The 23,867-nt window shown below is 52.7% G+C and carries 23 protein-coding genes and 1 rRNA gene; 8 read left to right on the forward strand and 16 right to left on the reverse strand.

Annotated features, from left to right (window positions below):
* Nucleotides 1-11: 11 nt before the first annotated feature.
* A 16S ribosomal RNA gene (locus GFB57_RS00005) occupies nucleotides 12-1,553 on the reverse strand.
* 366 nt (nucleotides 1,554-1,919) lie between these two features.
* Nucleotides 1,920-2,486: a D-glycero-beta-D-manno-heptose 1,7-bisphosphate 7-phosphatase gene (gene gmhB / locus GFB57_RS00010; RefSeq protein ID WP_003829138.1), complete on the reverse strand. Its 567-nt coding sequence runs from the start codon at nucleotides 2,484-2,486 to the stop codon at nucleotides 1,920-1,922.
* Between the two features lie 189 nt (nucleotides 2,487-2,675).
* Between gmhB and metN the strand changes: the two genes are divergently transcribed.
* The 6 genes from metN (at nucleotide 2,676) to proS (ending at nucleotide 8,270) form a co-directional block, all read left to right on the forward strand.
* Nucleotides 2,676-3,707, forward strand: coding sequence for a methionine ABC transporter ATP-binding protein MetN (metN, locus tag GFB57_RS00015; RefSeq protein ID WP_003018468.1), 1,032 nt, complete (start codon nucleotides 2,676-2,678; stop codon nucleotides 3,705-3,707).
* Entirely contained in the window at nucleotides 3,700-4,353 is a 654-nt protein-coding gene (locus GFB57_RS00020) for a methionine ABC transporter permease MetI (RefSeq protein ID WP_003018471.1), read from the forward strand. The genes metN and GFB57_RS00020 overlap by 8 nt, the downstream gene beginning before the upstream one ends.
* Before the next feature lie 44 nt (nucleotides 4,354-4,397).
* Nucleotides 4,398-5,213 (forward strand): methionine ABC transporter substrate-binding lipoprotein MetQ, encoded by an 816-nt coding sequence (metQ, locus tag GFB57_RS00025; protein WP_003018474.1) that lies wholly within the window; start codon nucleotides 4,398-4,400, stop codon nucleotides 5,211-5,213.
* Nucleotides 5,214-5,329: 116 nt separating this feature from the next.
* A complete protein-coding gene (gene rcsF / locus GFB57_RS00030) occupies nucleotides 5,330-5,734 on the forward strand; it encodes an Rcs stress response system protein RcsF (RefSeq protein WP_003018477.1) in 405 nt (134 codons plus the stop codon).
* Nucleotides 5,731-6,438, forward strand: coding sequence for a tRNA (N6-threonylcarbamoyladenosine(37)-N6)-methyltransferase TrmO (gene tsaA / locus GFB57_RS00035; RefSeq protein WP_003018479.1), 708 nt, complete (start codon nucleotides 5,731-5,733; stop codon nucleotides 6,436-6,438). Before rcsF ends, tsaA begins: the two co-directional genes overlap by 4 nt.
* A 113-nt stretch (nucleotides 6,439-6,551) precedes the next feature.
* Nucleotides 6,552-8,270, forward strand: a complete 1,719-nt coding sequence (proS, locus tag GFB57_RS00040; protein WP_003018482.1) for a proline--tRNA ligase — start codon at nucleotides 6,552-6,554, stop codon at nucleotides 8,268-8,270.
* A 44-nt stretch (nucleotides 8,271-8,314) separates the two neighbouring features.
* Here the strand turns inward: proS and nlpE are convergent, their stop codons facing one another.
* The 3 genes from nlpE to GFB57_RS00055 are packed head-to-tail and all read right to left on the reverse strand — an operon-like array spanning nucleotide 8,315 to nucleotide 10,008.
* Entirely contained in the window at nucleotides 8,315-9,013 is a 699-nt protein-coding gene (gene nlpE, locus GFB57_RS00045; protein WP_085951559.1) for an envelope stress response activation lipoprotein NlpE, read from the reverse strand.
* 30 nt (nucleotides 9,014-9,043) lie between these two features.
* A complete protein-coding gene (gene arfB / locus GFB57_RS00050) occupies nucleotides 9,044-9,466 on the reverse strand; it encodes an alternative ribosome rescue aminoacyl-tRNA hydrolase ArfB (RefSeq protein ID WP_003018489.1) in 423 nt (140 codons plus the stop codon).
* Nucleotides 9,463-10,008: a YaeQ family protein gene (locus tag GFB57_RS00055; RefSeq protein WP_003018497.1), complete on the reverse strand. Its 546-nt coding sequence runs from the start codon at nucleotides 10,006-10,008 to the stop codon at nucleotides 9,463-9,465. Before GFB57_RS00055 ends, arfB begins: the two co-directional genes overlap by 4 nt.
* A 188-nt stretch (nucleotides 10,009-10,196) precedes the next feature.
* Here GFB57_RS00055 and GFB57_RS00060 point away from each other — a divergent pair, with 188 nt between their 5' ends.
* Nucleotides 10,197-10,397, forward strand: coding sequence for a YaeP family protein (locus tag GFB57_RS00060; protein WP_003018499.1), 201 nt, complete (start codon nucleotides 10,197-10,199; stop codon nucleotides 10,395-10,397).
* Nucleotides 10,384-10,644 carry a Rho-binding antiterminator gene (gene rof, locus GFB57_RS00065; RefSeq protein ID WP_003018503.1) on the forward strand — a complete coding sequence of 87 codons (261 nt, stop codon included), beginning with the start codon at nucleotides 10,384-10,386 and terminating at the stop codon, nucleotides 10,642-10,644. Before GFB57_RS00060 ends, rof begins: the two co-directional genes overlap by 14 nt.
* A gap of 62 nt (nucleotides 10,645-10,706) precedes the next feature.
* On the opposite strand, the gene tilS is transcribed toward rof, so the two are convergent.
* The 11 genes from tilS to skp form a co-directional block, all read right to left on the reverse strand.
* Nucleotides 10,707-11,999: a tRNA lysidine(34) synthetase TilS gene (tilS, locus tag GFB57_RS00070; RefSeq protein WP_003018504.1), complete on the reverse strand. Its 1,293-nt coding sequence runs from the start codon at nucleotides 11,997-11,999 to the stop codon at nucleotides 10,707-10,709.
* A 61-nt stretch (nucleotides 12,000-12,060) separates the two neighbouring features.
* Nucleotides 12,061-12,450 carry a VOC family protein gene (locus GFB57_RS00075; RefSeq protein WP_003018507.1) on the reverse strand — a complete coding sequence of 130 codons (390 nt, stop codon included), beginning with the start codon at nucleotides 12,448-12,450 and terminating at the stop codon, nucleotides 12,061-12,063.
* A 66-nt stretch (nucleotides 12,451-12,516) separates the two neighbouring features.
* Nucleotides 12,517-14,655 (reverse strand): lysine decarboxylase LdcC, encoded by a 2,139-nt coding sequence (gene ldcC, locus GFB57_RS00080; RefSeq protein ID WP_003018509.1) that lies wholly within the window; start codon nucleotides 14,653-14,655, stop codon nucleotides 12,517-12,519.
* A 99-nt stretch (nucleotides 14,656-14,754) separates the two neighbouring features.
* Nucleotides 14,755-15,714: an acetyl-CoA carboxylase carboxyl transferase subunit alpha gene (accA, locus tag GFB57_RS00085; protein WP_003018513.1), complete on the reverse strand. Its 960-nt coding sequence runs from the start codon at nucleotides 15,712-15,714 to the stop codon at nucleotides 14,755-14,757.
* A gap of 12 nt (nucleotides 15,715-15,726) precedes the next feature.
* A complete protein-coding gene (dnaE, locus tag GFB57_RS00090) occupies nucleotides 15,727-19,209 on the reverse strand; it encodes a DNA polymerase III subunit alpha (RefSeq protein ID WP_003018516.1) in 3,483 nt (1,160 codons plus the stop codon).
* A 24-nt stretch (nucleotides 19,210-19,233) separates the two neighbouring features.
* Nucleotides 19,234-19,830, reverse strand: a complete 597-nt coding sequence (gene rnhB / locus GFB57_RS00095; RefSeq protein ID WP_003018518.1) for a ribonuclease HII — start codon at nucleotides 19,828-19,830, stop codon at nucleotides 19,234-19,236.
* Nucleotides 19,827-20,975 (reverse strand): lipid-A-disaccharide synthase, encoded by a 1,149-nt coding sequence (lpxB, locus tag GFB57_RS00100; protein WP_003018522.1) that lies wholly within the window; start codon nucleotides 20,973-20,975, stop codon nucleotides 19,827-19,829. Before lpxB ends, rnhB begins: the two co-directional genes overlap by 4 nt.
* Nucleotides 20,975-21,763 carry an acyl-ACP--UDP-N-acetylglucosamine O-acyltransferase gene (gene lpxA / locus GFB57_RS00105; RefSeq protein WP_003018525.1) on the reverse strand — a complete coding sequence of 263 codons (789 nt, stop codon included), beginning with the start codon at nucleotides 21,761-21,763 and terminating at the stop codon, nucleotides 20,975-20,977. The genes lpxB and lpxA overlap by 1 nt, the downstream gene beginning before the upstream one ends.
* A 3-nt stretch (nucleotides 21,764-21,766) precedes the next feature.
* Nucleotides 21,767-22,222, reverse strand: coding sequence for a 3-hydroxyacyl-ACP dehydratase FabZ (fabZ, locus tag GFB57_RS00110; protein WP_003018528.1), 456 nt, complete (start codon nucleotides 22,220-22,222; stop codon nucleotides 21,767-21,769).
* A 103-nt stretch (nucleotides 22,223-22,325) separates the two neighbouring features.
* Nucleotides 22,326-23,351, reverse strand: coding sequence for a UDP-3-O-(3-hydroxymyristoyl)glucosamine N-acyltransferase (gene lpxD, locus GFB57_RS00115; RefSeq protein ID WP_003018531.1), 1,026 nt, complete (start codon nucleotides 23,349-23,351; stop codon nucleotides 22,326-22,328).
* Between the two features lie 3 nt (nucleotides 23,352-23,354).
* Nucleotides 23,355-23,840: a molecular chaperone Skp gene (gene skp, locus GFB57_RS00120; protein ID WP_003018533.1), complete on the reverse strand. Its 486-nt coding sequence runs from the start codon at nucleotides 23,838-23,840 to the stop codon at nucleotides 23,355-23,357.
* Nucleotides 23,841-23,867: the final 27 nt, after the last annotated feature.

Below are 23,867 nucleotides of genomic sequence, written 5' to 3' on the forward strand. Positions count from 1 at the left end.
TTTCTTTAAGGTAAGGAGGTGATCCAACCGCAGGTTCCCCTACGGTTACCTTGTTACGACTTCACCCCAGTCATGAATCACAAAGTGGTAAGCGCCCTCCCGAAGGTTAAGCTACCTACTTCTTTTGCAACCCACTCCCATGGTGTGACGGGCGGTGTGTACAAGGCCCGGGAACGTATTCACCGTGGCATTCTGATCCACGATTACTAGCGATTCCGACTTCATGGAGTCGAGTTGCAGACTCCAATCCGGACTACGACATACTTTATGAGGTCCGCTTGCTCTCGCGAGGTCGCTTCTCTTTGTATATGCCATTGTAGCACGTGTGTAGCCCTACTCGTAAGGGCCATGATGACTTGACGTCATCCCCACCTTCCTCCAGTTTATCACTGGCAGTCTCCTTTGAGTTCCCGGCCTAACCGCTGGCAACAAAGGATAAGGGTTGCGCTCGTTGCGGGACTTAACCCAACATTTCACAACACGAGCTGACGACAGCCATGCAGCACCTGTCTCAGAGTTCCCGAAGGCACCAAAGCATCTCTGCTAAGTTCTCTGGATGTCAAGAGTAGGTAAGGTTCTTCGCGTTGCATCGAATTAAACCACATGCTCCACCGCTTGTGCGGGCCCCCGTCAATTCATTTGAGTTTTAACCTTGCGGCCGTACTCCCCAGGCGGTCGACTTAACGCGTTAGCTCCGGAAGCCACGCCTCAAGGGCACAACCTCCAAGTCGACATCGTTTACGGCGTGGACTACCAGGGTATCTAATCCTGTTTGCTCCCCACGCTTTCGCACCTGAGCGTCAGTCTTTGTCCAGGGGGCCGCCTTCGCCACCGGTATTCCTCCAGATCTCTACGCATTTCACCGCTACACCTGGAATTCTACCCCCCTCTACAAGACTCTAGCCTGCCAGTTTCGGATGCAGTTCCCAGGTTGAGCCCGGGGATTTCACATCCGACTTGACAGACCGCCTGCGTGCGCTTTACGCCCAGTAATTCCGATTAACGCTTGCACCCTCCGTATTACCGCGGCTGCTGGCACGGAGTTAGCCGGTGCTTCTTCTGCGAGTAACGTCAATCGCTGCGGTTATTAACCACAACGCCTTCCTCCTCGCTGAAAGTACTTTACAACCCGAAGGCCTTCTTCATACACGCGGCATGGCTGCATCAGGCTTGCGCCCATTGTGCAATATTCCCCACTGCTGCCTCCCGTAGGAGTCTGGACCGTGTCTCAGTTCCAGTGTGGCTGGTCATCCTCTCAGACCAGCTAGGGATCGTCGCCTAGGTGAGCCGTTACCCCACCTACTAGCTAATCCCATCTGGGCACATCCGATGGCAAGAGGCCCGAAGGTCCCCCTCTTTGGTCTTGCGACGTTATGCGGTATTAGCTACCGTTTCCAGTAGTTATCCCCCTCCATCGGGCAGTTTCCCAGACATTACTCACCCGTCCGCCACTCGTCACCCAAGGAGCAAGCTCCTCTGTGCTACCGTTCGACTTGCATGTGTTAGGCCTGCCGCCAGCGTTCAATCTGAGCCATGATCAAACTCTTCAATTTAAGTTTGATGCTCGTGAATTAAACTTCGTAATGAATTACGTATGTTCACTCAGAGACTTGGTATTCATTTTTCGTCTTGCGACGTTAAGAATCCGTATCTTCGAGTGCCCACACAGATTGTCTGATAAATTGTTAAAGAGCAGTTGCGACGCGCTTTAGCGCTCTGTCGCGAGGTGGCGTATATTACGCTTTCCTCTTTCAGAGTCAACCCTCATTTTCAGGTTTTTCTCTTCAACCGAACCGGCTGTTTGTGTGAAGTGATTCACATCCGCCGTGTCGATGGAGGCGCATTATAGGGAGTCGACTCAGGAAGACAAGCGGAAAAATGCATTTTTGTTTCAACCGCTCACCTTTTACCCACAACGCTTACTTTTGCTGCTTTTTTATCGCCATTGGCAGGTCTGCCAGACTATTTATGACTAAATCTGCCGCATTTTCTGCTTCCGGCGTGACGGGTTTGCCTGTGCGCACCAATACCTTCGTGCCAACATTTGCAGCTGCCGCCGCCTGCATATCTTCAATTTTGTCGCCTACCATATAAGAAGCGGCCATATCGATGTGCAAGAAGTCTCGGGCGGAGATAAACATGCCAGGATGCGGTTTACGACAGTCGCAGACCTGACGATACTCTTCCACGGTGCCCTGTGGGTGATGCGGGCAGTAGTAGATGCCATCCAGCTCAACATCGCGATCGGCCAGCGACCAGTCCATCCATTCGGTCAACGTTTCAAACTGCGCCTCAGTAAATTTACCACGCGCGATACCAGACTGGTTCGTCACAATAATGAGCGCGTAACCCATCTTTTTAAGTTCACGCATGGCATCAATAACGCCGTCGATAAACTCAAACTCGTCGATCTCATGTACATAACCGTGGTCCACATTAATGGTACCGTCACGGTCGAGAAAAATTGCGGGTACAGACTTTGCCACCTTTTATAGCTCCTGAATAAGGCATGTGGCTCTAGTATCGCATGTTTCAGTGGGCAAGAAAGTGCTCATCGCGCAAAGCCTGATTGATTTAGACGTCTGGATGCCTTAACATCCATCTTGTTGACGGCTTCGACCGTACCTGACAGACGAAAATGCCACGGCTAACTTAATTACGATAATAAATAACCAATGATTAAACTTTCGAATATCACCAAAGTGTTCCAGCAGGGGACTCGCACCATTCAGGCGTTAAATAACGTCAGCCTGCATGTTCCTGCCGGGCAGATTTATGGCGTTATTGGCGCCTCCGGTGCCGGTAAAAGTACGCTCATCCGCTGCGTTAACTTACTTGAACGCCCAACCGAAGGCAGCGTTCAGGTCGGCGGTCAGGAACTCACGACGCTTTCTGAGTCAGAGCTGACCAAAGCTCGCCGTCAAATCGGCATGATTTTCCAACACTTTAACCTGCTCTCTTCCCGCACCGTGTTTGGCAACGTCGCGCTGCCGCTGGAACTGGATAACACGCCAAAAGAAGAGATCAAACGCCGTGTAACAGAACTGTTGGATTTGGTTGGTCTTGGTGACAAGCACGATAGCTACCCGGCCAATCTTTCCGGTGGACAAAAACAGCGTGTGGCGATCGCCCGTGCGCTGGCAAGCAATCCCAAAGTGTTGCTGTGCGATGAAGCCACCAGCGCACTCGATCCGGCAACGACCCGCTCGATTCTTGAATTATTGAAAGACATTAACCGTCGTCTGGGACTCACCATTCTGCTGATTACCCACGAGATGGACGTTGTAAAACGTATTTGTGACTGCGTGGCAGTCATCAGTAATGGTGAACTGATTGAGCAAGACACCGTCAGCGAAGTGTTCTCACACCCGAAAACGCCGCTGGCACAGAAATTTATCCAGTCCACGCTGCACCTGGATATCCCGGAAGATTATCTGGAACGGTTAAAAGCCGAGCCAGAAGCAGACAGTGTGCCGATGTTGCGTATGGAATTCACCGGTCATTCGGTCGATGCGCCGCTACTTTCTGAGACGGCCCGTCGCTTTAACGTTAATAACAACATTATTAGCGCGCAGATGGATTACGCCGGCGGTGTGAAATTCGGCATCATGCTGACTGAAATGCACGGCACACAGGAAGATACACAAGCAGCCATCAACTGGTTGCAGGAACACCATGTAAAAGTAGAGGTACTGGGTTATGTCTGAGCCGATGATGTGGCTGCTGGTTCGCGGCGTATGGGAAACGCTGGCAATGACCTTTGTGTCCGGTTTTTTTGGTTTTGTGATCGGTCTGCCGGTTGGCGTGTTGCTGTACGTAACGCGTCCGGGGCAAATCATTGAGAACGCGAAGCTCTACCGTACGCTCTCTGCGCTGGTGAACATTTTCCGTTCCATCCCGTTCATCATCTTATTGGTGTGGATGATTCCGTTCACCCGCATGATCGTAGGCACCTCTATCGGACTGCAGGCCGCTATCGTCCCGCTGACCGTCGGCGCCGCGCCGTTTATCGCCCGTATGGTGGAAAACGCGCTGCTCGAAATCCCGACCGGGCTAATAGAAGCCTCTCGTGCGATGGGCGCCACGCCGCTGCAAATTGTACGTAAGGTATTACTACCAGAAGCGCTGCCAGGACTGGTCAATGCGGCCACCATCACCCTTATCACGCTGGTTGGTTACTCCGCGATGGGCGGTGCCGTCGGTGCCGGTGGTCTTGGACAGATTGGTTATCAGTACGGCTATATTGGTTACAACGCTACAGTAATGAATACAGTACTGGTATTGCTCGTCGTTCTGGTTTATTTAATTCAGTTATCCGGCGATCGCATCGTCCGGGCTGTCACGCACAAATAACGTTGCACACAACACTAAAAACTCATTAAGAAAAGGAAATAAGCATGGCGTTCAAATTCAAAACCTTTGCGGCAGTTGGAGCCCTGATCGGTTCTCTGGCACTTGTGGGTTGCGGTCAGGATGAAAAAGATCCTAATCACATCAAAGTGGGCGTTATTGTTGGCGCAGAGCAGCAGGTTGCAGAAGTCGCGCAGAAAGTAGCTAAAGAAAAATACGGTCTGGACGTTGAGCTGGTCACGTTTAACGATTACGTTCTGCCTAACGAAGCGCTGAGCAAAGGCGATATCGATGCTAACGCCTTCCAGCACAAACCGTACCTGGATCAGCAGATCAAAGATCGCGGTTACAAGCTGGTTGCTGTAGGCAATACTTTTGTTTACCCGATTGCGGGCTATTCCAAAAAAATCAAATCACTGGATGAGCTGCAGGACGGTTCACAGGTCGCGATTCCAAACGACCCGACTAACCTTGGCCGTTCCTTGCTGCTGCTGCAAAAAGTGGGCTTAATCAAGCTGAAAGATGGTGTTGGCCTGCTGCCGACCGCGCTGGACGTGATTGAAAACCCGAAAAATCTGAAGCTGGTTGAACTGGAAGCGCCGCAGCTGCCGCGTTCTCTGGACGATGCTCAAATCGCACTGGCGGTCATCAACACCACCTACGCCAGCCAGATCGGCCTGACCCCGGCAAAAGACGGTATCTTTGTTGAAGATAAAGATTCTCCGTACGTAAACCTGATCGTGACGCGTGAAGACAACAAAGATGCTGAGAACGTGAAGAAATTCGTTCAGGCATATCAGTCTGATGAAGTGTACGAAGCAGCAAACAAAGTCTTTAACGGCGGTGCTGTTAAGGGCTGGTAATTTTAGGCTGTTTACAGAATATGTAATATCATCAGGACGGGCGCTTGCCCGTCTTGTCATTTATGCAAGCACCTGATTCAATATCTGACGTTTAGATCATTCATTGAGGAAATATTATGCGTGCTTTACCGATCTGTTTAGTAGCACTCTTGCTGAGCGGCTGTTCTATGTTAAGCAGATCCCCTGTTGAACCCGTTCAAAGCACCGCAACCCCGCCGAAAGCGGAGCCGGAAAAACCGAAAGCACCGCGCGCGACGCCGGTAAGAATCATTACTAACGCTGAAGATTTAGTAGGCAAGCCGTTCCGCGATCTTGGCGAAGTTAGCGGTGAATCCTGCCAGGCATCCAACCAGGATTCCCCTCCGAGCATTCCAACCGCGCGCAAACGCATGCAGATTAACGCATCAAAAATGAAAGCTAATGCGGTATTGCTGCACAGTTGCGAAGTGACCAGCGGAACACCGGGTTGCTATCGTCAGGCGGTTTGCATCGGTTCTGCACTGAACATTTCGGCGAAATGAGCCATTTTCAGTTCGAGCAAATAGGCGTTATCCGCTCACCATATAAAGAAAAGTTCGCCGTTCCACGCCAGCCAGGTCTGGTGAAAAGCGCCTGCGGCGAACTGCATTTGCTCGCACCTTATAACCAGGCCGATGCCGTTCGCGGCCTGGAAGCCTTCAGTCATTTGTGGGTGATTTTTGTTTTTCACCAGACAATGGAAGGTGGATGGCGTCCGACCGTGCGCCCTCCCCGTCTTGGTGGCAACGCCAGAATGGGTGTCTTTGCCACACGTTCAACGTTTCGTCCTAACCCTGTTGGCATGTCGTTGGTAGAGCTGCGGGGCATCCGCTGCCATAAAGAGCACGTAATCCTCGAACTCGGTGGACTGGACCTTGTTGACGGAACGCCAGTAGTGGATATTAAGCCGTATCTGCCGTTTGCCGAATCGCTGCCTGATGCTCGCGCCAGCTATGCCCAGGACGCACCTCAGGCCAGCGTCGAGGTGACGTTCAGTGAAGATCTCGCGGAGCAACTACTGAAGCTCGAACAACGTTACCCGCGTCTTCGTCAGTTTATTACCGAAGTGCTGGCGCAGGATCCGCGTCCTGCCTACCGTAAAAATGAGGAAGAAGGCAAAACCTACGCCGTCTGGCTGCTGGACTTTAACGTGCGCTGGCGCGTCACACCGTCAGGATTTGAGGTCTTTGCTCTGGAAGCCCGCTAATTTGCGTCGCGTACTCTTTTGACATCCCTTTCTCGCTGGTAAACTAAACCACTTTTGTTTTGTGCCAGGCTCGTTTTGAGCCTGTTCGATCGTTCAACTGGAACCGTAACAACATGCGTACTAGCCAATATCTGCTCTCCACTCTGAAGGAGACACCTGCCGACGCCGAAGTCATCAGCCACCAGCTGATGCTGCGCGCCGGGATGATCCGCAAGCTGGCCTCCGGGTTATATACCTGGCTGCCGACCGGCGTGCGCGTCCTGAAAAAAGTCGAAAATATCGTGCGTGAAGAGATGAACAACGCCGGTGCGATCGAGGTGTTGATGCCGGTCGTTCAGCCTTCTGAACTGTGGGAAGAGAGTGGCCGTTGGGAACAATACGGCCCGGAACTGCTGCGTATTGCTGACCGTGGCGATCGTTCGTTCGTCCTCGGCCCAACGCATGAAGAAGTGATCACCGACCTGATCCGTAACGAGCTGAGCTCTTACAAACAGCTGCCGCTGAACTTCTATCAGATCCAGACCAAATTCCGTGACGAAGTCCGTCCGCGCTTCGGCGTGATGCGTTCCCGCGAATTCCTGATGAAAGATGCCTACTCTTTCCACACCTCTCAGGAATCCCTGCAGGAAACCTACGATGCGATGTACGCTGCGTACAGCAAAATCTTCAGCCGTATGGGGCTGGATTTCCGTGCAGTACAAGCAGATACCGGTTCTATTGGCGGCAGCGCCTCTCACGAATTCCAGGTCCTGGCACAGAGCGGCGAAGACGATGTGATCTTCTCCGACTCCTCCGATTATGCGGCGAACATCGAATTCGCCGAAGCCGTTGCGCCGAAAGAGCCGCGCGCAGCAGCAACTCAGGAAATGACGCTGGTTGATACTCCGAACGCCAAAACCATCGCCGAACTAGTTGAGCAGTTCAACCTGCCTATCGAAAAAACCGTGAAAACCCTGCTGGTGAAAGCGGTTGAAGGCAGCAGCTACCCGCTGGTCGCCCTGCTGGTTCGTGGCGATCACGAGCTGAACGAAGTCAAAGCGGAAAAACTGCCGCAGGTTGCCAGCCCGCTGACCTTTGCCACCGAAGAAGAAATTCGTGCGTTGGTAAAAGCAGGTCCAGGCTCGCTCGGTCCGGTGAATATGCCGATTCCGGTGGTTATCGACCGTACCGTTGCAGTAATGAGCGATTTCGCTGCCGGTGCCAACATCGACGGTAAACACTATTTCGGTATCAACTGGGATCGCGACGTAGTCACCCCGGAAGTTGCAGACATCCGTAACGTGGTCGCCGGCGACCCGAGCCCGGACGGCAAAGGTACGCTGATGATCAAACGCGGTATCGAAGTCGGCCACATCTTCCAGTTGGGTACCAAGTACTCTGAAGCGATGAAAGCCGCCGTACAGGGCGAAGATGGTCGTAACCAGATCCTGACCATGGGTTGCTACGGTATCGGGGTCACTCGCGTGGTTGCTGCTGCTATCGAACAGAACTATGACGATCGCGGCATCGTATGGCCAGACGCCATTGCTCCGTTCCAGGTCGCGATTTTGCCGATGAACATGCACAAGTCCTACCGCGTGCAGGAACTGGCTGAAAAACTGTACGCTGAGCTGCGCGCTCACGGCATTGAAGTGCTGATGGACGACCGTAAAGAGCGTCCGGGCGTGATGTTTGCCGATATGGAACTGATCGGTATTCCGCACACTATCGTGCTGGGCGACCGTAACCTCGACAACGACGATATCGAATACAAATACCGTCGTAACGGCGAGAAAGAGCTGATTAAAACCGGCGACATCGTCGACTTCCTGGTCAAAGCCATTAAAGGCTAATACCAACAAAAAGGCCCTGATTATCAGGGCCTTTTTTCTATCGATTAATTACACGCTTTACCGGGGATAAATTTCGCGTCTTTATCCGCCATCAACGTTTTCACTTTCTCACCCGTATCCGGGTTTGACTCCAGCGTGAAATGCGCCTCAAGCGTCAGCAATACGGACTGTCCATTTTCCGCACGCGCAGCTAAATAGTCACGTTCAAGCTGAGCATTATTCGCCACCGGCATCCGTTTACCCGTTGCGCAGTCGGTAAAGATTGCCGCGTCAGCCATATAGAAATACATGCCTCGCATCGGCATTGGCGTCACCGGTAAGCTGGCGGAAACCGGCTGGAGCGTGTAGTTAAACTGTGACTCAATCGGGTTACCTTCACGATCGAGCATTTCCAGCGCCTCGCCTTTAGCCCGGTAGTACGACTTTTCACCTTTGCTGTCGGTCAGCACCAGCTTGTCGGCAGTGCGCGCCCATGTGCCATAAGAGGCAAACGAAGACGGTTCATCCCGCACGCCCTGATAACGTTCGTTCATCACCCATGTACCGTCTTTTTCCAGAAACAGAGAGGTTTCAATCCCTTCACAGTCCGCGCAAGGTAAGATGCCACGCCAGCTTTGCTGCATCGGTTTTAATTCTGCCGCCCGCGTCGGCTGTAGTACTTCAACTTCAGTACGGTTATTACAGCCGATCAAGGAAAAAAGCGTGCATGCAGCGACTACGGACAATATTGCTGTTTTCACTATCAATTCCTTATAAATTTTTATTCCCGCTCGTCAGTCTTGCGTTCGACGAACTCTCCCACGCAGTGCTTTCACTGTGGATTTTTGCGCCTTCGATGACAACCTGCGCTCTTTCGAGGCGCGTGTAGGGCGAGTTGCCTGTCGGCTTTTTTGCACTGCGGTTAATTCTTTTATCACCGCTACCAGCCGGGAGATTGCCGCTTCCCGATTAAGTTCCTGGCTACGGTATTCCTGCGCCTTAATGATAATAACGCCATCACCGCTAATCAGATGATGGCTGGCGGCAAGCAAACGTTCCTTGTAATACTCTGGCAGGCCAGAGGCCCGAATGTCAAAGCGCAAATGGATAGCCGTCGAGGTCTTGTTAACGTGCTGACCGCCCGCGCCCTGCGCCCGAATCGCCGTGATTTCCAGCTCATTATCAGGGATAGAGACGTTTCGGGAGATAACAATCATGAACGCGGCTGCCACGCGGTCAGATGAATTTCCAGATTGTTCTGAGAGTCAGACAGCCAGATAGCACCGTCCTGGATAGTTGCCTGCAGCGCCATTGTACGACCTGCAAAATCACTCAGTTGCGCCAGTTGTTCATCATCCAGATACCACACGGTCAGATTTTTAAACTGCGCGCACTTGTTCTGATTTTGCTGCCACCAGATCTGAGCCGCACGGCTGTTGTAAGCAAACAGGGCAACCTCTCCAGACTGGGTACAGGCTTTTTTAATACGGCGCTCATCCGGCAGACCCAGCTCAATCCAGAGATCGATACCCAGATGGTCATTACGCAGCCATGCTTCAGGCTCGTCTTCCGCACTCAGGCCACGCGTGAACTGCAGCCGTTCATCGGCATATTTGATCCAGGCCAGCAGGCGCAACATCATGCGCTCCTGGGTTTCAGAGGGGTGACGCGCCAGCGTCAAGGCCGCGTCAAGGAACTGGTTGCGGTCAAGATCCGCTACGTTGACGACGGCTTTATAAATTGTCGCTTTAAGCGCCATGAGAGAACTCCTTTCGAATCAGGCGCACATTGTAGCGAAAACTGCGGCAAAAGGCTGCTAACTGCTCCACTATCAAGGCGCTGATATTGCTTGAATGAGTATGGTATAGTCACCTTGCTAAACAGAGTTTATCTTCGTAGGCTTAGACTTGCATCCACGGTTAAGTCAGAGTGCTGACAGGAGGGCATGTGGAAAAATATTGTGAGTTAATACGCAAGCGGTACGCGGAAATCGCCAGCGGAGACTTAGGGTATATCCCGGATGCGCTGGGTTGCGTATTGAAGGTGCTTAATGAAGTGGCGGCAGACAGCGCCCTTCCAGAGTCGGTCAGGGAAAAAGCGGCGTATGCTGCCGCGAACTTACTGGTGAGCGATTATGTCAATGAATGAAACGTATCAACCCATCAACTGCGATGATTACGACAATCTTGAACTCGCCTGCCAGCACCATTTGTTACTGACGCTGGCGCTAAAAGATGGCGAAGTTTTGCAGGCGAAAGCGAACGACTTGGTTTCACGCAAAAACGTGGAGTATCTGGTCGCAGATGTCGCAGGTGAAACCCGGGAGCTTCGTCTCGACAAAATTGCCAGCTTCAGCCACCCGCAGATCGGTACCGTGGTGGTCAGCGAATCTTAACTTTTTTCGCCTTATCCGGCCTACTTTCCATGTGAAACGTAGGCCTGATAAGCGCAGCGCCATCAGGCATGCCATACCAGACTTACGCCTTCTTCACCTTCTGCCGTCCCCTCACGCGTCACGAAAACACCCGCAGCCGAAATCAACGTTTCGCCGTAAAACAGCAGCGGTGTGGTATCTCGTCGCCAGGGCGGGATCCCCTGCTCCTGCCAGATTTTCTTTAATTTCCGTCCGCCGTTACGCCCGACAATATGCAATAACCCTGGCGCTTTAAAACGGATACTGACGACTTCATCCGCTTGTGGCAAGCGCAAATCACCCGCAGAGATTAACTGAACCGAACCCAATCCGGTAGGCAGCGTCAACGGTGTTTTCCACTCTAACCACGGGATAACAGTTTCGCTTTGCCCATCGACTGACTTCACCCACCACAGCTGTGACTGATAACGACGGACCTCGTACTCACCGAGGCGAAAACTTGGTGACGCATCTTCCCGCGCCAGCGCCACTTCCTGCCAGATACGTTCCAGCCCATCACGGGAAGGCATCGGCGCATTTAACCCCGCCAGCCAGCGACGAAGCAGCGCGGCACGACGCACGCCACTCATCATCATTAATGGCGTCAGTAACAGTGTTCCGCGGGGTGTGATGCAATCGGCTAAATCGCTGGCCAGCAGTTCATCCAGTAAACTCTCCTGCTCAGCGCACAGCGCAGCGCTGCGGGCAACGGCTTGCGCGAAGTGCGGCCAGCGCTGTTGGAGCAATGGGGTAACGCGCAATCTGAGGAAATTGCGATCGTAGGTATCATCCTGATTACTTTCATCTTCAATCCAGCATAATTCATGCTGCTGTGCCCATGCTTCAAGCGCCTCTCGCGTTTGCGCCAGCAGCGGTCGAATCAGCTGGGTTCCGGCAAACGGAGAGCTTTCCCCCATGGCGGAAAGTCCGGCAGGACCACTGCCGCGTTTAAGCGCCAGCAGAAAGGTTTCACACTGGTCATCGAGATGCTGTGCGGTCATCAGCACCTCGCCCGGTAGTAAGGTCTGCGCAAACGCCTGATAGCGCGCGCGTCGCGCCTGGGCTTCGATGCCCAGACCATCATCCTCAAGGTATACCCGCTCAACCACCAGCGGCACCTGCCACTGCGCGCATACCGACTCACAATGCTGTACCCAACTGTCTGCGTGTGGGCTTAATCCGTGATGAATGTGGATTGCGCGTAAAGCAACATCAGGATGCAGCGCTCGCCACTGCACCAACTGATGCAGCAATACGGTGGAATCCAGCCCGCCGCTAAAGGCGACCAGAATCGATTGAGAATTCAGCAGCGAAGTGTTCAGCGTGAGTGTCGTCATGATGGTTACTTACAATGGCATTGCCCGGCACGTTACCGGGCTAACGCCACAATGACAAGCCTTACAGCTCGTACAGTTCGAGGGGTAATCCGTCCGGATCGTTAAAAAACGTAAAACGTTTGCCGGTAAACGGATCGATTCGTACCGGCTCGCATTTCACATCATGGCTTTCCAGATGAATTATCGCCTTTTCCACGTCATCTACGCTGAACGCCAGATGACGCAAACCACAGGCTTCCGGTCGGCTCGGACGGCAAGGTGGAAACGGGAAAGAAAAAAGCTCAATCACATACTGGCCGTTCAATGCCAGATCGCCTTTCCACGAGTCTCTCTCTTCCCGATAGGCTTCGCTCATCAGTGTAAAGCCAAGCACATCGCAGTAAAATGCCTTACTCGCCGCGTAGTCAGTCGCAATAATGGCAATATGGTGAACCTGTTTTAATCCCAGCATAGCGTCATCGCCTCTTTCATTTTTCTGTCAGAACGTTACTCGAACGTCTTGGGGTCAGGCAAGTCGTTATGCCATTTTTAAGACTCTCACGCGATACAGGCCATCCTCACCCAGTTTAGCGCCATGGATATCGGTTTCAAATCCAGGGTAGCGCTGCCCTACCGAGCACAGCATCAGAAGAAAATCGAGGACAGCCCGGCTTTTGGCAGTGATCATTTCCCCGGGCATCAAAAGCGGCACACCGGGAGGATAAGGCAGGATCATATTGGCAGAAACGCGCCCCACCAGTTGATCAAGTGCTACCGTTTCGACCTCACCTTTGATCTGCCGCTGCCAGGCCTGGTGCGGCGTCATTTTCATTTCCGGCAAGGTATCAAATGCCCGCAGCATCAACCCGGAGAGATCATGCTGGCGGATCAACTGATGGATCCCCTGCGCCAGATCCTGAATACGCATATTGCGATAGAAATCGGGATCTTCAGCATATAGATCCGGCAGCATATTTTTCACACGTAAATTCAGATCGTACGAGCGCTTAAATTCCGTCAGGCCACGTAGCAGCCCCATCGCCCGGGTTTTATCAATACCAATGCTGAACAGGAACAACAGGTTATACGGTCCCGTCTTCTCGACTACGACACCGCGTTCATCAAGGAATTTCGCCACCAGCGCCGCGGGGATCCCCTCTTCACTCATATTTCCCTGTTCATCCATTCCCGGCGTCAAAATCGTGACCTTCACCGGGTCAAGGAACATGTGGTCGGCATCAGCATCAACAAATCCGTGCCAGTCTTCACCTGGCGCTACCGGCCAACATTCTGCTTCATCTACCTTTTCCGGCTGCCAGATATCAAAGAACCAGCCATCCGACTCTTCACGCAGACGTTGCACTTCTTTACGGAAATGCAGCGCCCGTTCCACCGAACGATTGATTAACCGCTTGCCTGAATTGCCACGCAGCATTGCCGCCGCCGTTTCTATCGACGCCACTATCGGATAGCTCGGAGACGTAGAGGTGTGCATCATAAAGGCTTCGTTGAACGTGTCTTCATCATAGTCGCCCTTAATGTGGATCAGCGAAGCCTGTGACAACGCCGCCAGCATCTTGTGGGTGGACTGGGTTTCAAAAATCACTTTTCCCGGTACCCGTTCGCCGCTCATCCCGCTTTTCCCCTGATAGATCGGATGAAAATGGGTATACGGCACCCAGGCTGAATCAAAATGGATGGAGGGCACATCCAGCGTTTGTTTGATCCAGTTGGTGTTATACAACAGGCCATCATAGGTGGAGTTGGTGATCACCGCGTGGACCGGCCATTGCGCCTGATTGGTTTCCTCAACTTTGCGTTCAATGCTTGCGTGGGTAAATTCCCGACGGGGTATACCGCCGAGGATCCCCAGCGCGTTACGCGTAGGTTTTAGCCAGATGGGCACCACATCACTCATCATCAGCAAATGCGCCAGTGACTTATGGCAGTTGCGGTCAATCAGGAGCGTACTGCCTGCAGGTGCAGCATACATACCGACAATCTTGTTCGATGTCGAGGTGCCGTTGGTCACCATATAGCTCTGCTCGGCACCAAAAGTACGCGCGATATACTCCTCCGCTTCCAGGTGCGGACCGGTATGATCAAGCAATGAGCCCAGTTCGGTTACGGAAATGGACACGTCGGCTTTCAGCGTATTACCGCCAAAGAAATCATAGAACAGGCAGCCGACCGGACTTTTCTGGTACGCCGTTCCCGCCATGTGCCCAGGCGTGCAGAAGGTATACTTCCCTTCCTTCACATAGGTAAACAGCGCTTTGGTGAAAGGAGGCGTGATGTTATCGAGGTATTCGCTGGTGTACTGGCGGATGCGGGTGGCAATGTCTTCAGACTGACCCAGCGCATACTCAAAAAACCACAGCGCCATGCGCAGGTCGTGCGCACTGACATCCATCGTCGAATGGGTATTAATAAAGGCGTAGAGCGGGAGATACTCGTTGAGCTGGTTGATGTCGCTGCACAGTTCCAGACTGTATTCATCCCAGTCAAAAATGACGCCGCAAATTCGCGGGTTATGTTCGATAAACTTCAGCAGGTCGACGCTATTCTGCGGCCAGATAATCTGAAACCCCTGCTGCTGCAGCGCACGTTCAAGTTCCTTGATGGGCTCATCTTTATAAAAGACGCCATGCGGTCCCATGATGGCAATGATATTCATGCGTTCCTCCTGGAAAAACCTTAGTTAATCATAGCCTGGCCAAACCACAGGTAAAAAAAAGGGCCACAGCATTGTGGCCCTTTTCAGAATTAATGCAGTTTACGCGTAACCGTAGCTCATCAGACGCTGGTAACGACGGTTTTTCAGATCATCTTTGCTTAACACGTCGAGATCGGCGAGATCGGCCAGCAGCTGTGCCTTCAGGGACGCAGCCATTACTTCAGGGTTGCGGTGCGCGCCGCCCAGCGGTTCCGGGATGATAGAGTCAATCAGCTTCAGCTCTTTCAGACGCGGCGCGATAATTCCCATTGCTTCTGCGGCCAGCGGCGCTTTGTCGGCGCTTTTCCACAGAATGGAAGCACAACCTTCCGGGGAGATAACGGAATAGGTGCTGTACTGCAGCATATTAACTTTATCGCCCACACCGATAGCCAGCGCGCCGCCGGAACCACCTTCACCGATAACGGTGCAGATTACCGGCACGCTCAGACGCGACATTTCACGCAGGTTGCGCGCAATCGCTTCTGACTGACCACGTTCTTCCGCGCCCACGCCCGGGTAAGCCCCTGGGGTGTCGATGAAGGTAATGATCGGCATGTTGAAGCGCTCGGCCATTTCCATCAGGCGCAGCGCTTTGCGATAGCCTTCCGGCGCTGGCATGCCGAAATTACGGCGAATCTTTTCTTTGGTCTCACGGCCTTTCTGATGACCAATGATCATCACCGGACGGCCATCCAGACGCGCGATACCGCCGACAATAGCTTTATCATCCGCATAGGCTCGATCGCCCGCCAGCTCATCAAATTCATCAAACGCCAGGCGGACATAATCCAGGGTGTACGGACGCTGTGGATGGCGCGCCAGTTGGGCTACCTGCCATGCGCCAAGATCGGCGAAGATTTTACGCGTCAGTTCTACGCTTTTTTCACGCAGACGATGCACTTCTTCATCGATGTTAATATCCAGTTTCTCATCCTGACGGCTAACCGCAGTCAAAGAATCGATTTTTGCTTCCAGCTCTGCAATCGGCTGTTCAAAATCAAGGAAATTCAGACTCATAGTATTCCTGTATTAGTCAAACTCCAGTTCCACCTGCTCCGAACCAATAAGGCCACGGAGATCGTTTAGCAAACGATCGCTCGGAGAGACACGCCACGTCGCGCCAAAACGCAACCGCGCACGTGCATCCGCCCTCTGATAGTAGAGATGTACTGGAATTGTCCCCGAGCGGTGGGGTTCCAGAGACTGACGGAGTCGGTTTAAAAGCTGGTCATCAATTTGCCTGTCCGTCAGCGAGATAGCAAGCCCGCGAGCATATTTTTCCCGGGCTTCGTCAATATCCATGACTTCACGGGCCATCATTTTAAGCCCGCCACTGAAGTCATCAAAGCTGACCTGTCCGCTGACGATAAGTATGCGGTCTTTTTCCAGCAATTGCTGGTATTTATCCAGAGCATCGGTAAACAACATAACCTCCAGACGTCCGGAACGGTCATCCAGTGTACAGATGCCGATACGATTGCCGCGCTTGGTGACCATTACCCGCGCAGCAATGACGAGCCCCGCAGCCGTGGTGACTTTACCACGTTCTGTCGGATGCATGTCTTTCAGCCTGTAGCCTCCGACATAGCGCTCAATTTCTTTTAAATACTGGTTGATGGGGTGTCCCGTCAGGTAAAGCCCCAACGTTTCACGCTCACCGTCTAATACCACCTGCTCCGGCCACGGTTGGCAGCTGGCATAGGATTGTTCAATTTGCTCCGGTTCTTCCGCCAGCACGCCAAACATATCGGCCTGACCAATAGCTTCGGCTTTTGCATGCTGATCGGCGGCTTTTAGTGCGTCGTTGAGCGAATTCATCAACGCCGCACGATGCGGGCCAAGGCGATCAAACGCCCCGGACATGATTAGCTTTTCCAGCACCCGGCGGTTAAGTTTTTTGATATCCGTGCGCGCGCAGAGATCAAACAGCTCACGGAAGTAGCCGCCTTCGTTACGCGCCTCAATAATAGCTTCAATTGGCCCTTCACCCACGCCTTTTATCGCGCCGATGCCATAAACAATCTCGCCATCATCATTCACGTGAAAATGGTAAAGCCCGGAGTTGATATCCGGCGGCAGGATTTTGAGCCCCATGCGCCAGCATTCATCCACCAGTCCGACGACTTTCTCGGTGTTATCCATATCGGCGGTCATTACCGCCGCCATAAACTCGGCAGGATAATGCGCCTTCAGCCACAGAGTCTGGTAAGAAACCAGCGCATAGGCAGCGGAGTGCGATTTGTTAAATCCGTAACCGGCGAATTTCTCCACCAGGTCAAAGATTTTCATCGCCAGTTCGCCGTCTACGCCGCGCTTTTTCGCCCCTTCTTCAAAGGTGCCGCGCTGCTTGGCCATCTCTTCCGGCTTTTTCTTACCCATCGCACGACGCAGCATATCCGCGCCGCCAAGGGTGTACCCGGACAACTCCTGGGCAATCTGCATAACCTGTTCCTGATACAGGATAATGCCGTAGGTCGGCTCCAGTACCGGTTTCAGACACTCATGCTGCCATTGTACATCCGGATAGGAAATCTCTTCGCGACCATGCTTACGGTCGATAAAGTTATCTACCATTCCCGACTGTAGCGGGCCAGGGCGGAACAGAGCCACCAGTGCGATCATATCTTCGAAGCAGTCAGGCTGCAGACGTTTGATCAGGTCTTTCATGCCGCGGGATTCAAGCTGGAAGACCGCCGTGGTCTCCGAGCGTTGCAGCATATCGAAGCTTTTCTTGTCATCCAGCGGGATAGCCGCAATATCTAGCGGTGGCTCACCGTTCTTTTCACGGCGCGCGTTGATCATTTCCAGCGCCCAGTTGATGATGGTGAGCGTACGCAGGCCGAGGAAGTCGAACTTCACAAGACCAGCATATTCCACATCGTTCTTATCAAACTGAGTAACCGGGTGCAGCCCCTGTTCATCGCAGTACAGCGGAGCAAAATCAGTAATTTTGGTCGGTGCGATAACCACACCACCGGCGTGCTTACCGGCGTTACGCGTGACGCCTTCCAGCTTACGCGCCATATCGATCAGCGCTTTAACCTCTTCATCTGCCTCATAGATTTCCGGCAGTTGGGGTTCGGCTTCAAAGGCTTTTGCCAGCGTCATGCCCGGATCGGGCGGTACTAGCTTCGAAATACGGTCAACGAAGCCGTACGGATGCCCCAGTACGCGGCCCACGTCGCGGATAACCGCTTTTGCTGCCATCGTACCGAAGGTAATAATCTGCGAAACCGCATCACGACCGTACATTTCCGCCACGTGCTCGATGACCTGGTCGCGTTTCTCCATACAGAAGTCAACGTCGAAGTCGGGCATTGAGACACGTTCCGGGTTAAGGAAACGTTCGAACAGCAGGTCAAATTCCAGCGGGTCGAGATCGGTAATTTTCAGCGCATAGGCAACAAGTGAGCCAGCACCGGAACCACGTCCCGGGCCGACCGGTACGCCGTTATCTTTCGACCACTGGATAAATTCCATAACGATCAGGAAGTAGCCCGGGAATCCCATCTGGTTGATAACTTTAAGTTCAACTTCCAGACGTTCATCGTAAGGTGGGCGCTTCTGCGCACGAACTTCAGGGTCAGGGAACAAAAATTCGAGACGTTCTTCCAGCCCTTCGCGTGATTTCGCCACAAGGAAATCTTCGGTGGTCATATCGCCGGTCGGGAACTGCGGCAGGAAATATTCGCCCAGACGCACCGTCACGTTGCAGCGTTTAGCTATCTCGACGGTGTTTTGCAGTGCTTCCGGAATATCGGAGAACAGCTCGCACATCTCATCTTCGCTGCGCATGTACTGCTGCGGCGAATAGTTACGCGGGCGTTTCGGGTCATCAAGGGTAAAGCCGTCGTGGATCGCTACGCGGATTTCATGCGCATCGAAATCTCCGGTTTCAAGGAAGCGGACATCGTTAGTCGCCACCACCGGTAGACCACGCGTTTCGGCCAGTGCTACGGCTGCGTGCAGATAATTTTCTTCATCTTGCCTGCCGGTGCGAATCAGTTCGAGGAAATAGCAATTGGGAAAATGTTCTTCGTAAAACGCCACGCACTCGTCAACCAGTGCGTTATTGCCGCGCAGCAGACTTCGTCCGACATCGCCCATGCGACCGCCGGAGAGCAAAATCAAACCTTCTTTTAACTCGACCAACCAGTCCCGGTCGATAACCGGTCCTTCTGCGCCATAGCCGCGCTGATAGGCTTTCGAAATCAACAACGTCAGGTTCTGATAGCCGGTATTATTTGCGGCCAGCACGGTAAGCTGCGTGAGTTCATCGCCCAACAGCTCACTGCGGACATGAAAATCTGCGCCAACTATCGGCTTGATACCCGCGCCATGGCCCGCTCCGTAAAACTTCACCAGACCACACAGGTTGGTAAAATCGGTGATCGCCAGCGCAGGCATGCCTAACGCGGCCGCCTTTTTTACCAGCGGTCCGGTTTTCGCCAGCCCATCGATCATGGAGTAGTCGCTGTGCACCCGTAGGTGGACGAAACGTGGTTCAGACATCTTCAGATTCCTTCGACACAAGAATCAGGACGAGAGTCCCAGTGCGCGTTTGACGGGGCCAAAGCTGCGGCGATGGTGCTCAGTCGCACCATGCAGTGCCAATTTTTCCAGATGAAATGCGGTTGGATAACCTTTGTGCTGCGCAAAACCATACTGTGGAAAAACCGTATCCAGCGCCGCCATTTCAGCGTCACGGGTCACTTTTGCCAGAATCGATGCAGCGCTGATCTCCGCCACACGGCTATCACCTTTGACCACCGCCATCGACGGTACCGGTAATGCCGGGCAACGATTGCCGTCAATCAGCACGTATTCGGGCGCAATATGCAGACCCGCAACCGCACGCTGCATGGCCAGCATGGTAGCATGCAAAATGTTCAGTTCGTCGATTTCATGCGGTTCCGCCCGACCCAGGCTCCAGCTTAACGCCTTTTCTTTAATTTCATCAAATAGCGCCAGGCGACGTTTTTCTGACAGTTTTTTTGAGTCGTTAAGACCGATAATAGGGCGAGCCGGATCCAGAATGACGGCAGCAGTGACGACCGCGCCGACTAAAGGGCCGCGTCCGACTTCATCCACACCCGCCACTAAATGCGTATGCGGATACACAAATTCAATCATTGCGCTAACTCCAGGACCGCATCCGCTGCCTGCTCATCAGCATTGCAACGGATCTGCTGGTGCAGTTCACGGAATGTGTCGTGCATCGCATGGCTGGTTTTACCCTTCGCCAGCAACGGCAACAGCGCTTGCGACAGCGCCTGCGGTTCACACTCTTCCTGCAACAGCTCTTTAACCAGTTCTCTTCCCGCCAACAGGTTAGGTAGCGAAACGTAATCAGTCTTCACCAGACGCTTCGCCAGCCAGAAGGTGAAGGGTTTCATACGGTAGCCAACCACCATCGGGCATTTTGCCAGCATACATTCCAGCGCGGCGGTACCTGAAGCCAGCAGTGCGGCGTCGCTGGCCACCATTGCTTCACGTCCCATACCATTGAGCAGATGTACGGAAAGCTCCGGTGCAACTTCCGCTTTAATGCGTTCAAACTGCTCGCGACGTTTGGCATTCACCAACGGCACCACCACTTCGAGATCCGGATAATGCTGGCGTAATAGCTGCGCCGTTTTCAGAAAATCGGCGCTGAGCATCTCCACTTCTGCACCACGGCTTCCTGGCAGTAGCGCCAGGCAGTGAGCGTCATGAGGAATACCCAGAATATCACGTGCCGCGTTTTTATCCGGGTCCAACGGCATGGCATCCGCCATGGTATGACCGATAAAGCGGCACGGGACGTTAAATTTGTCATAAAACGCTTTTTCGAAAGGCAGAAAGGCCAGCACCATGTTGGTGGATCTGCCTATTTTGAAAACGCGTTTCTGTCGCCACGCCCAGACGGACGGACTGACATAATGAATGGTTTTAATGCCCTGTTTTTTCAAGTTCCCTTCGAGGGTAATGTTGAAATCAGGTGCATCAATGCCAACGAAAACATCCGGCTTTAAGTCGGTGAATCGGCGAGTGAGGTCGGCACGAATATGCAGTAAACGGCGCAGACGTCCGAGCACTTCAACAATGCCCATGACCGCCAGCTCTTCCATTTCGTACCAGGCTTCACAGCCTTCGGCCTGCATCAGCGGACCCGCCACACCAACAAAACGCGCATTGGGAACGCGAGCCTTGAGTGCACGGATTAACCCTGCACCAAGAATATCGCCGGAGGTTTCTCCGGCGACGAGGGCAATCGTTAAAGGACGCTGTTCAGTCATTAACGAATCAGGCCACGCGTTGAGCGCTCAAAGAAGTCGCTGAAAGCCTGAACTTCGGGGTACTGTTTCGCCAGTTCCGCGATTTCTGGTTTCACTTCTTCCAGCGTTTTACCACTACGGTACAACGCTTTGTAGGCGTTACGAATCGCGGTAATCGCTTCGCGGGTGAATCCACGACGCTTCAGACCTTCGATATTGACGCCAAACGGCGTCGCGTGGTTGCCCTGGGCGATAACGTACGGAGGCACGTCCTGGGCTACACCAGAACAGCCGCCAACCATCACATGAGCACCGATGATGCAGAACTGATGCACCGCAGTCATGCCGCCGATGATAACAAAATCATCCAGCGAAACATGTCCGGCAAGCGTGGCGTTATTCGCCAGAATACAGCGGTTTCCTACCGTACAATCATGCGCGACATGCGCATTAATCATCAGTAAGTTATCGCTGCCCACCTTCGTCACTCCACCGCCCTGCACTGTGCCACGATGAATGGTGACGCTTTCGCGGATGCGGTTGCGATCGCCAATTTCCACACGGGTCGGTTCGCCAGCATATTTAAGATCCTGGTTAACTTCACCGATGGAGGCAAACTGATAGATCTCGTTATCGCGACCAATTTTTGTATGGCCATTCACGACAACATGAGACTTCAGTACGGTACCCTCACCAATTTCAACATGGGGTCCAACAATACAAAATGGGCCAATGTGAGCATTGGCACCAATGCTGGCGCCCTCTTCTACAATGGCGGTCGGGTGAATAAAGGCGGATTTATCAATCACGTATCAGGCCTCCCGGCTACGGGCACACATCATCGTTGCTTCGCACACAACTTTACCGTCGACCAGCGCAACCCCTTTAAAACGGGTCAGGCCACGGCGCGTTTTCTCGAAAGTCACTTCCATGATCATCTGATCGCCAGGCACGACAGGACGCTTAAAGCGTGCTTCGTCAATACCCGCGAAATAATACAGTTCGCCTGGTTCCAGTTTTCCTACGCTTTTAAACGCAAGGATACCGGTAGCCTGTGCCATCGCTTCCAGAATCAATACGCCAGGGAAAATAGGTTTACCCGGGAAGTGGCCCTGAAAGAAAGGCTCGTTAACGGATACATTTTTCACTGCGCGCAGAAAACGACCTTCTTCAAAATCCAGCACGCGATCAACCAGCAGAAACGGAAAACGGTGCGGCAGAAGTTCTAAAATCTCTTCAATATGCAGAGTATGAGTGTTAGTAGTCAAAATACTCTTCCTGTCAAAATATACTAAAAGGCAATAATAACACGGCCTGTCGCAATCGTATGAATGGGACAGGCCGAAAAGTCAGACATGCAAAAACGGTGCTTTAGTCTTGTTGATTAACCTTGCGCTCAATCGCTTTGAGGCGCTTGCTCATATCATCAATATTCATCACCAGTGCAGCTGTTTTACGCCATACCTTATTGGGTTGTAGCGGAATGCCTGAGGAATAGACGCCAGGTTCGGTGATAGGACGCATCACCATACCCATGCCAGTCACCGTGACTTTGTCGCATATTTCCATATGCCCATTGATCACGCTGGCGCCGCCAATCATGCAGTAACGGCCAATCTTCAGGCTACCCGCCATAATGACGCCACCGGCTACTGCCGTATTGTCGCCAATCACAACGTTATGCGCAATCTGGCACTGGTTATCAATGATAACACCATTACCGATCACAGTATCGTCCAGAGCACCACGGTCAATGGTGGTACAAGCGCCGATCTCGACGCGATCGCCGATAATCACGCGACCAAGCTGCGGGATCTTTACCCAGTTACCGCGATCGTTCGCGTAACCAAATCCATCAGATCCAACGACAGTGCTTGACTGGATCAGGCAATTCTCACCGATCTGAATGTCGTGGTAAATCGTCACATTCGCCCACAAGCGTGAACCTGCACCGATTTTAGTATTTTTTCCGACGAAGCAGCCTGCGCCGATAACGACGTTATCACCCAGTTCTACGCCAGACTCAATGACCGCATTTGCGCCCACAGAGACATTATTACCCAGCTTCGCCGTTGCATCGATCACTGCACTCGGTGCAATGTTCTGTGCAGGCTGAGGCGTGGTATCTAGAATTTGCGCCATACGTGCATAGGTCAGATAGGGATTCTTCACTACCAACGCGGCACTTTTAGCAAAAGGAAGATCGTCCTGCGTCATTACTACGGCAGAAGCCTGGCATACGCCTAAGTGTTCACGGTACTTAGGATTCACCATGAACGTGATATTGCCAGTTTGCGCAGATTGCATGGACGCTACGCCGGTGATGACGATATCGCCATCACCGTGTAATTCTGCATCCAACTGCTCTGCTAAATCAGCCAGTCGAATTGAAGGCATTACTTATTTAACCTGTTTCAGTACGTCAGCGGTGATGTCTTTTACATCGCTGCTGTTGTATGCAACGGTGTTTGCGTCAACGACCAGATCGATGCTCTGGCTGCTGGCAACAGATTTCACAGCAGTCTGGATACGAGTAACCAGTTTGCCACGTTCTTCGTTGGAGCGACGCGCACGATCCTGCTCAAAAGCCTGAGCTTTCTGAGAGAAAGTCTGGCGCTGAGCCATAACGTCTTTTTCCAGCTTGGTACGATCGCTACCTGCTTTCATTGATTGCAGACGCTGCATCTTAGATTGCAGATCGGATTCCATACGCTGCAGTTCGCTGGCACGGCCTTTGAACTCGTTTTCCAGCGTAGCAGAAACGCCTGTCTTCTGTGCAACCTGTTGGAACAGGCTACCCATGTTGACGATTGCAATTTTGTCAGCCGCTTGTGCGGACGTTGCCATCGCTAAACCGAGACCTGCAGCTAATAACCACTTTTTCACAATTAACTCCTTACCATCCCATTTGCA

This window comes from Citrobacter sp. S39 (genome assembly GCF_009495675.1).
Classification (GTDB): domain Bacteria; phylum Pseudomonadota; class Gammaproteobacteria; order Enterobacterales; family Enterobacteriaceae; genus Citrobacter; species Citrobacter freundii.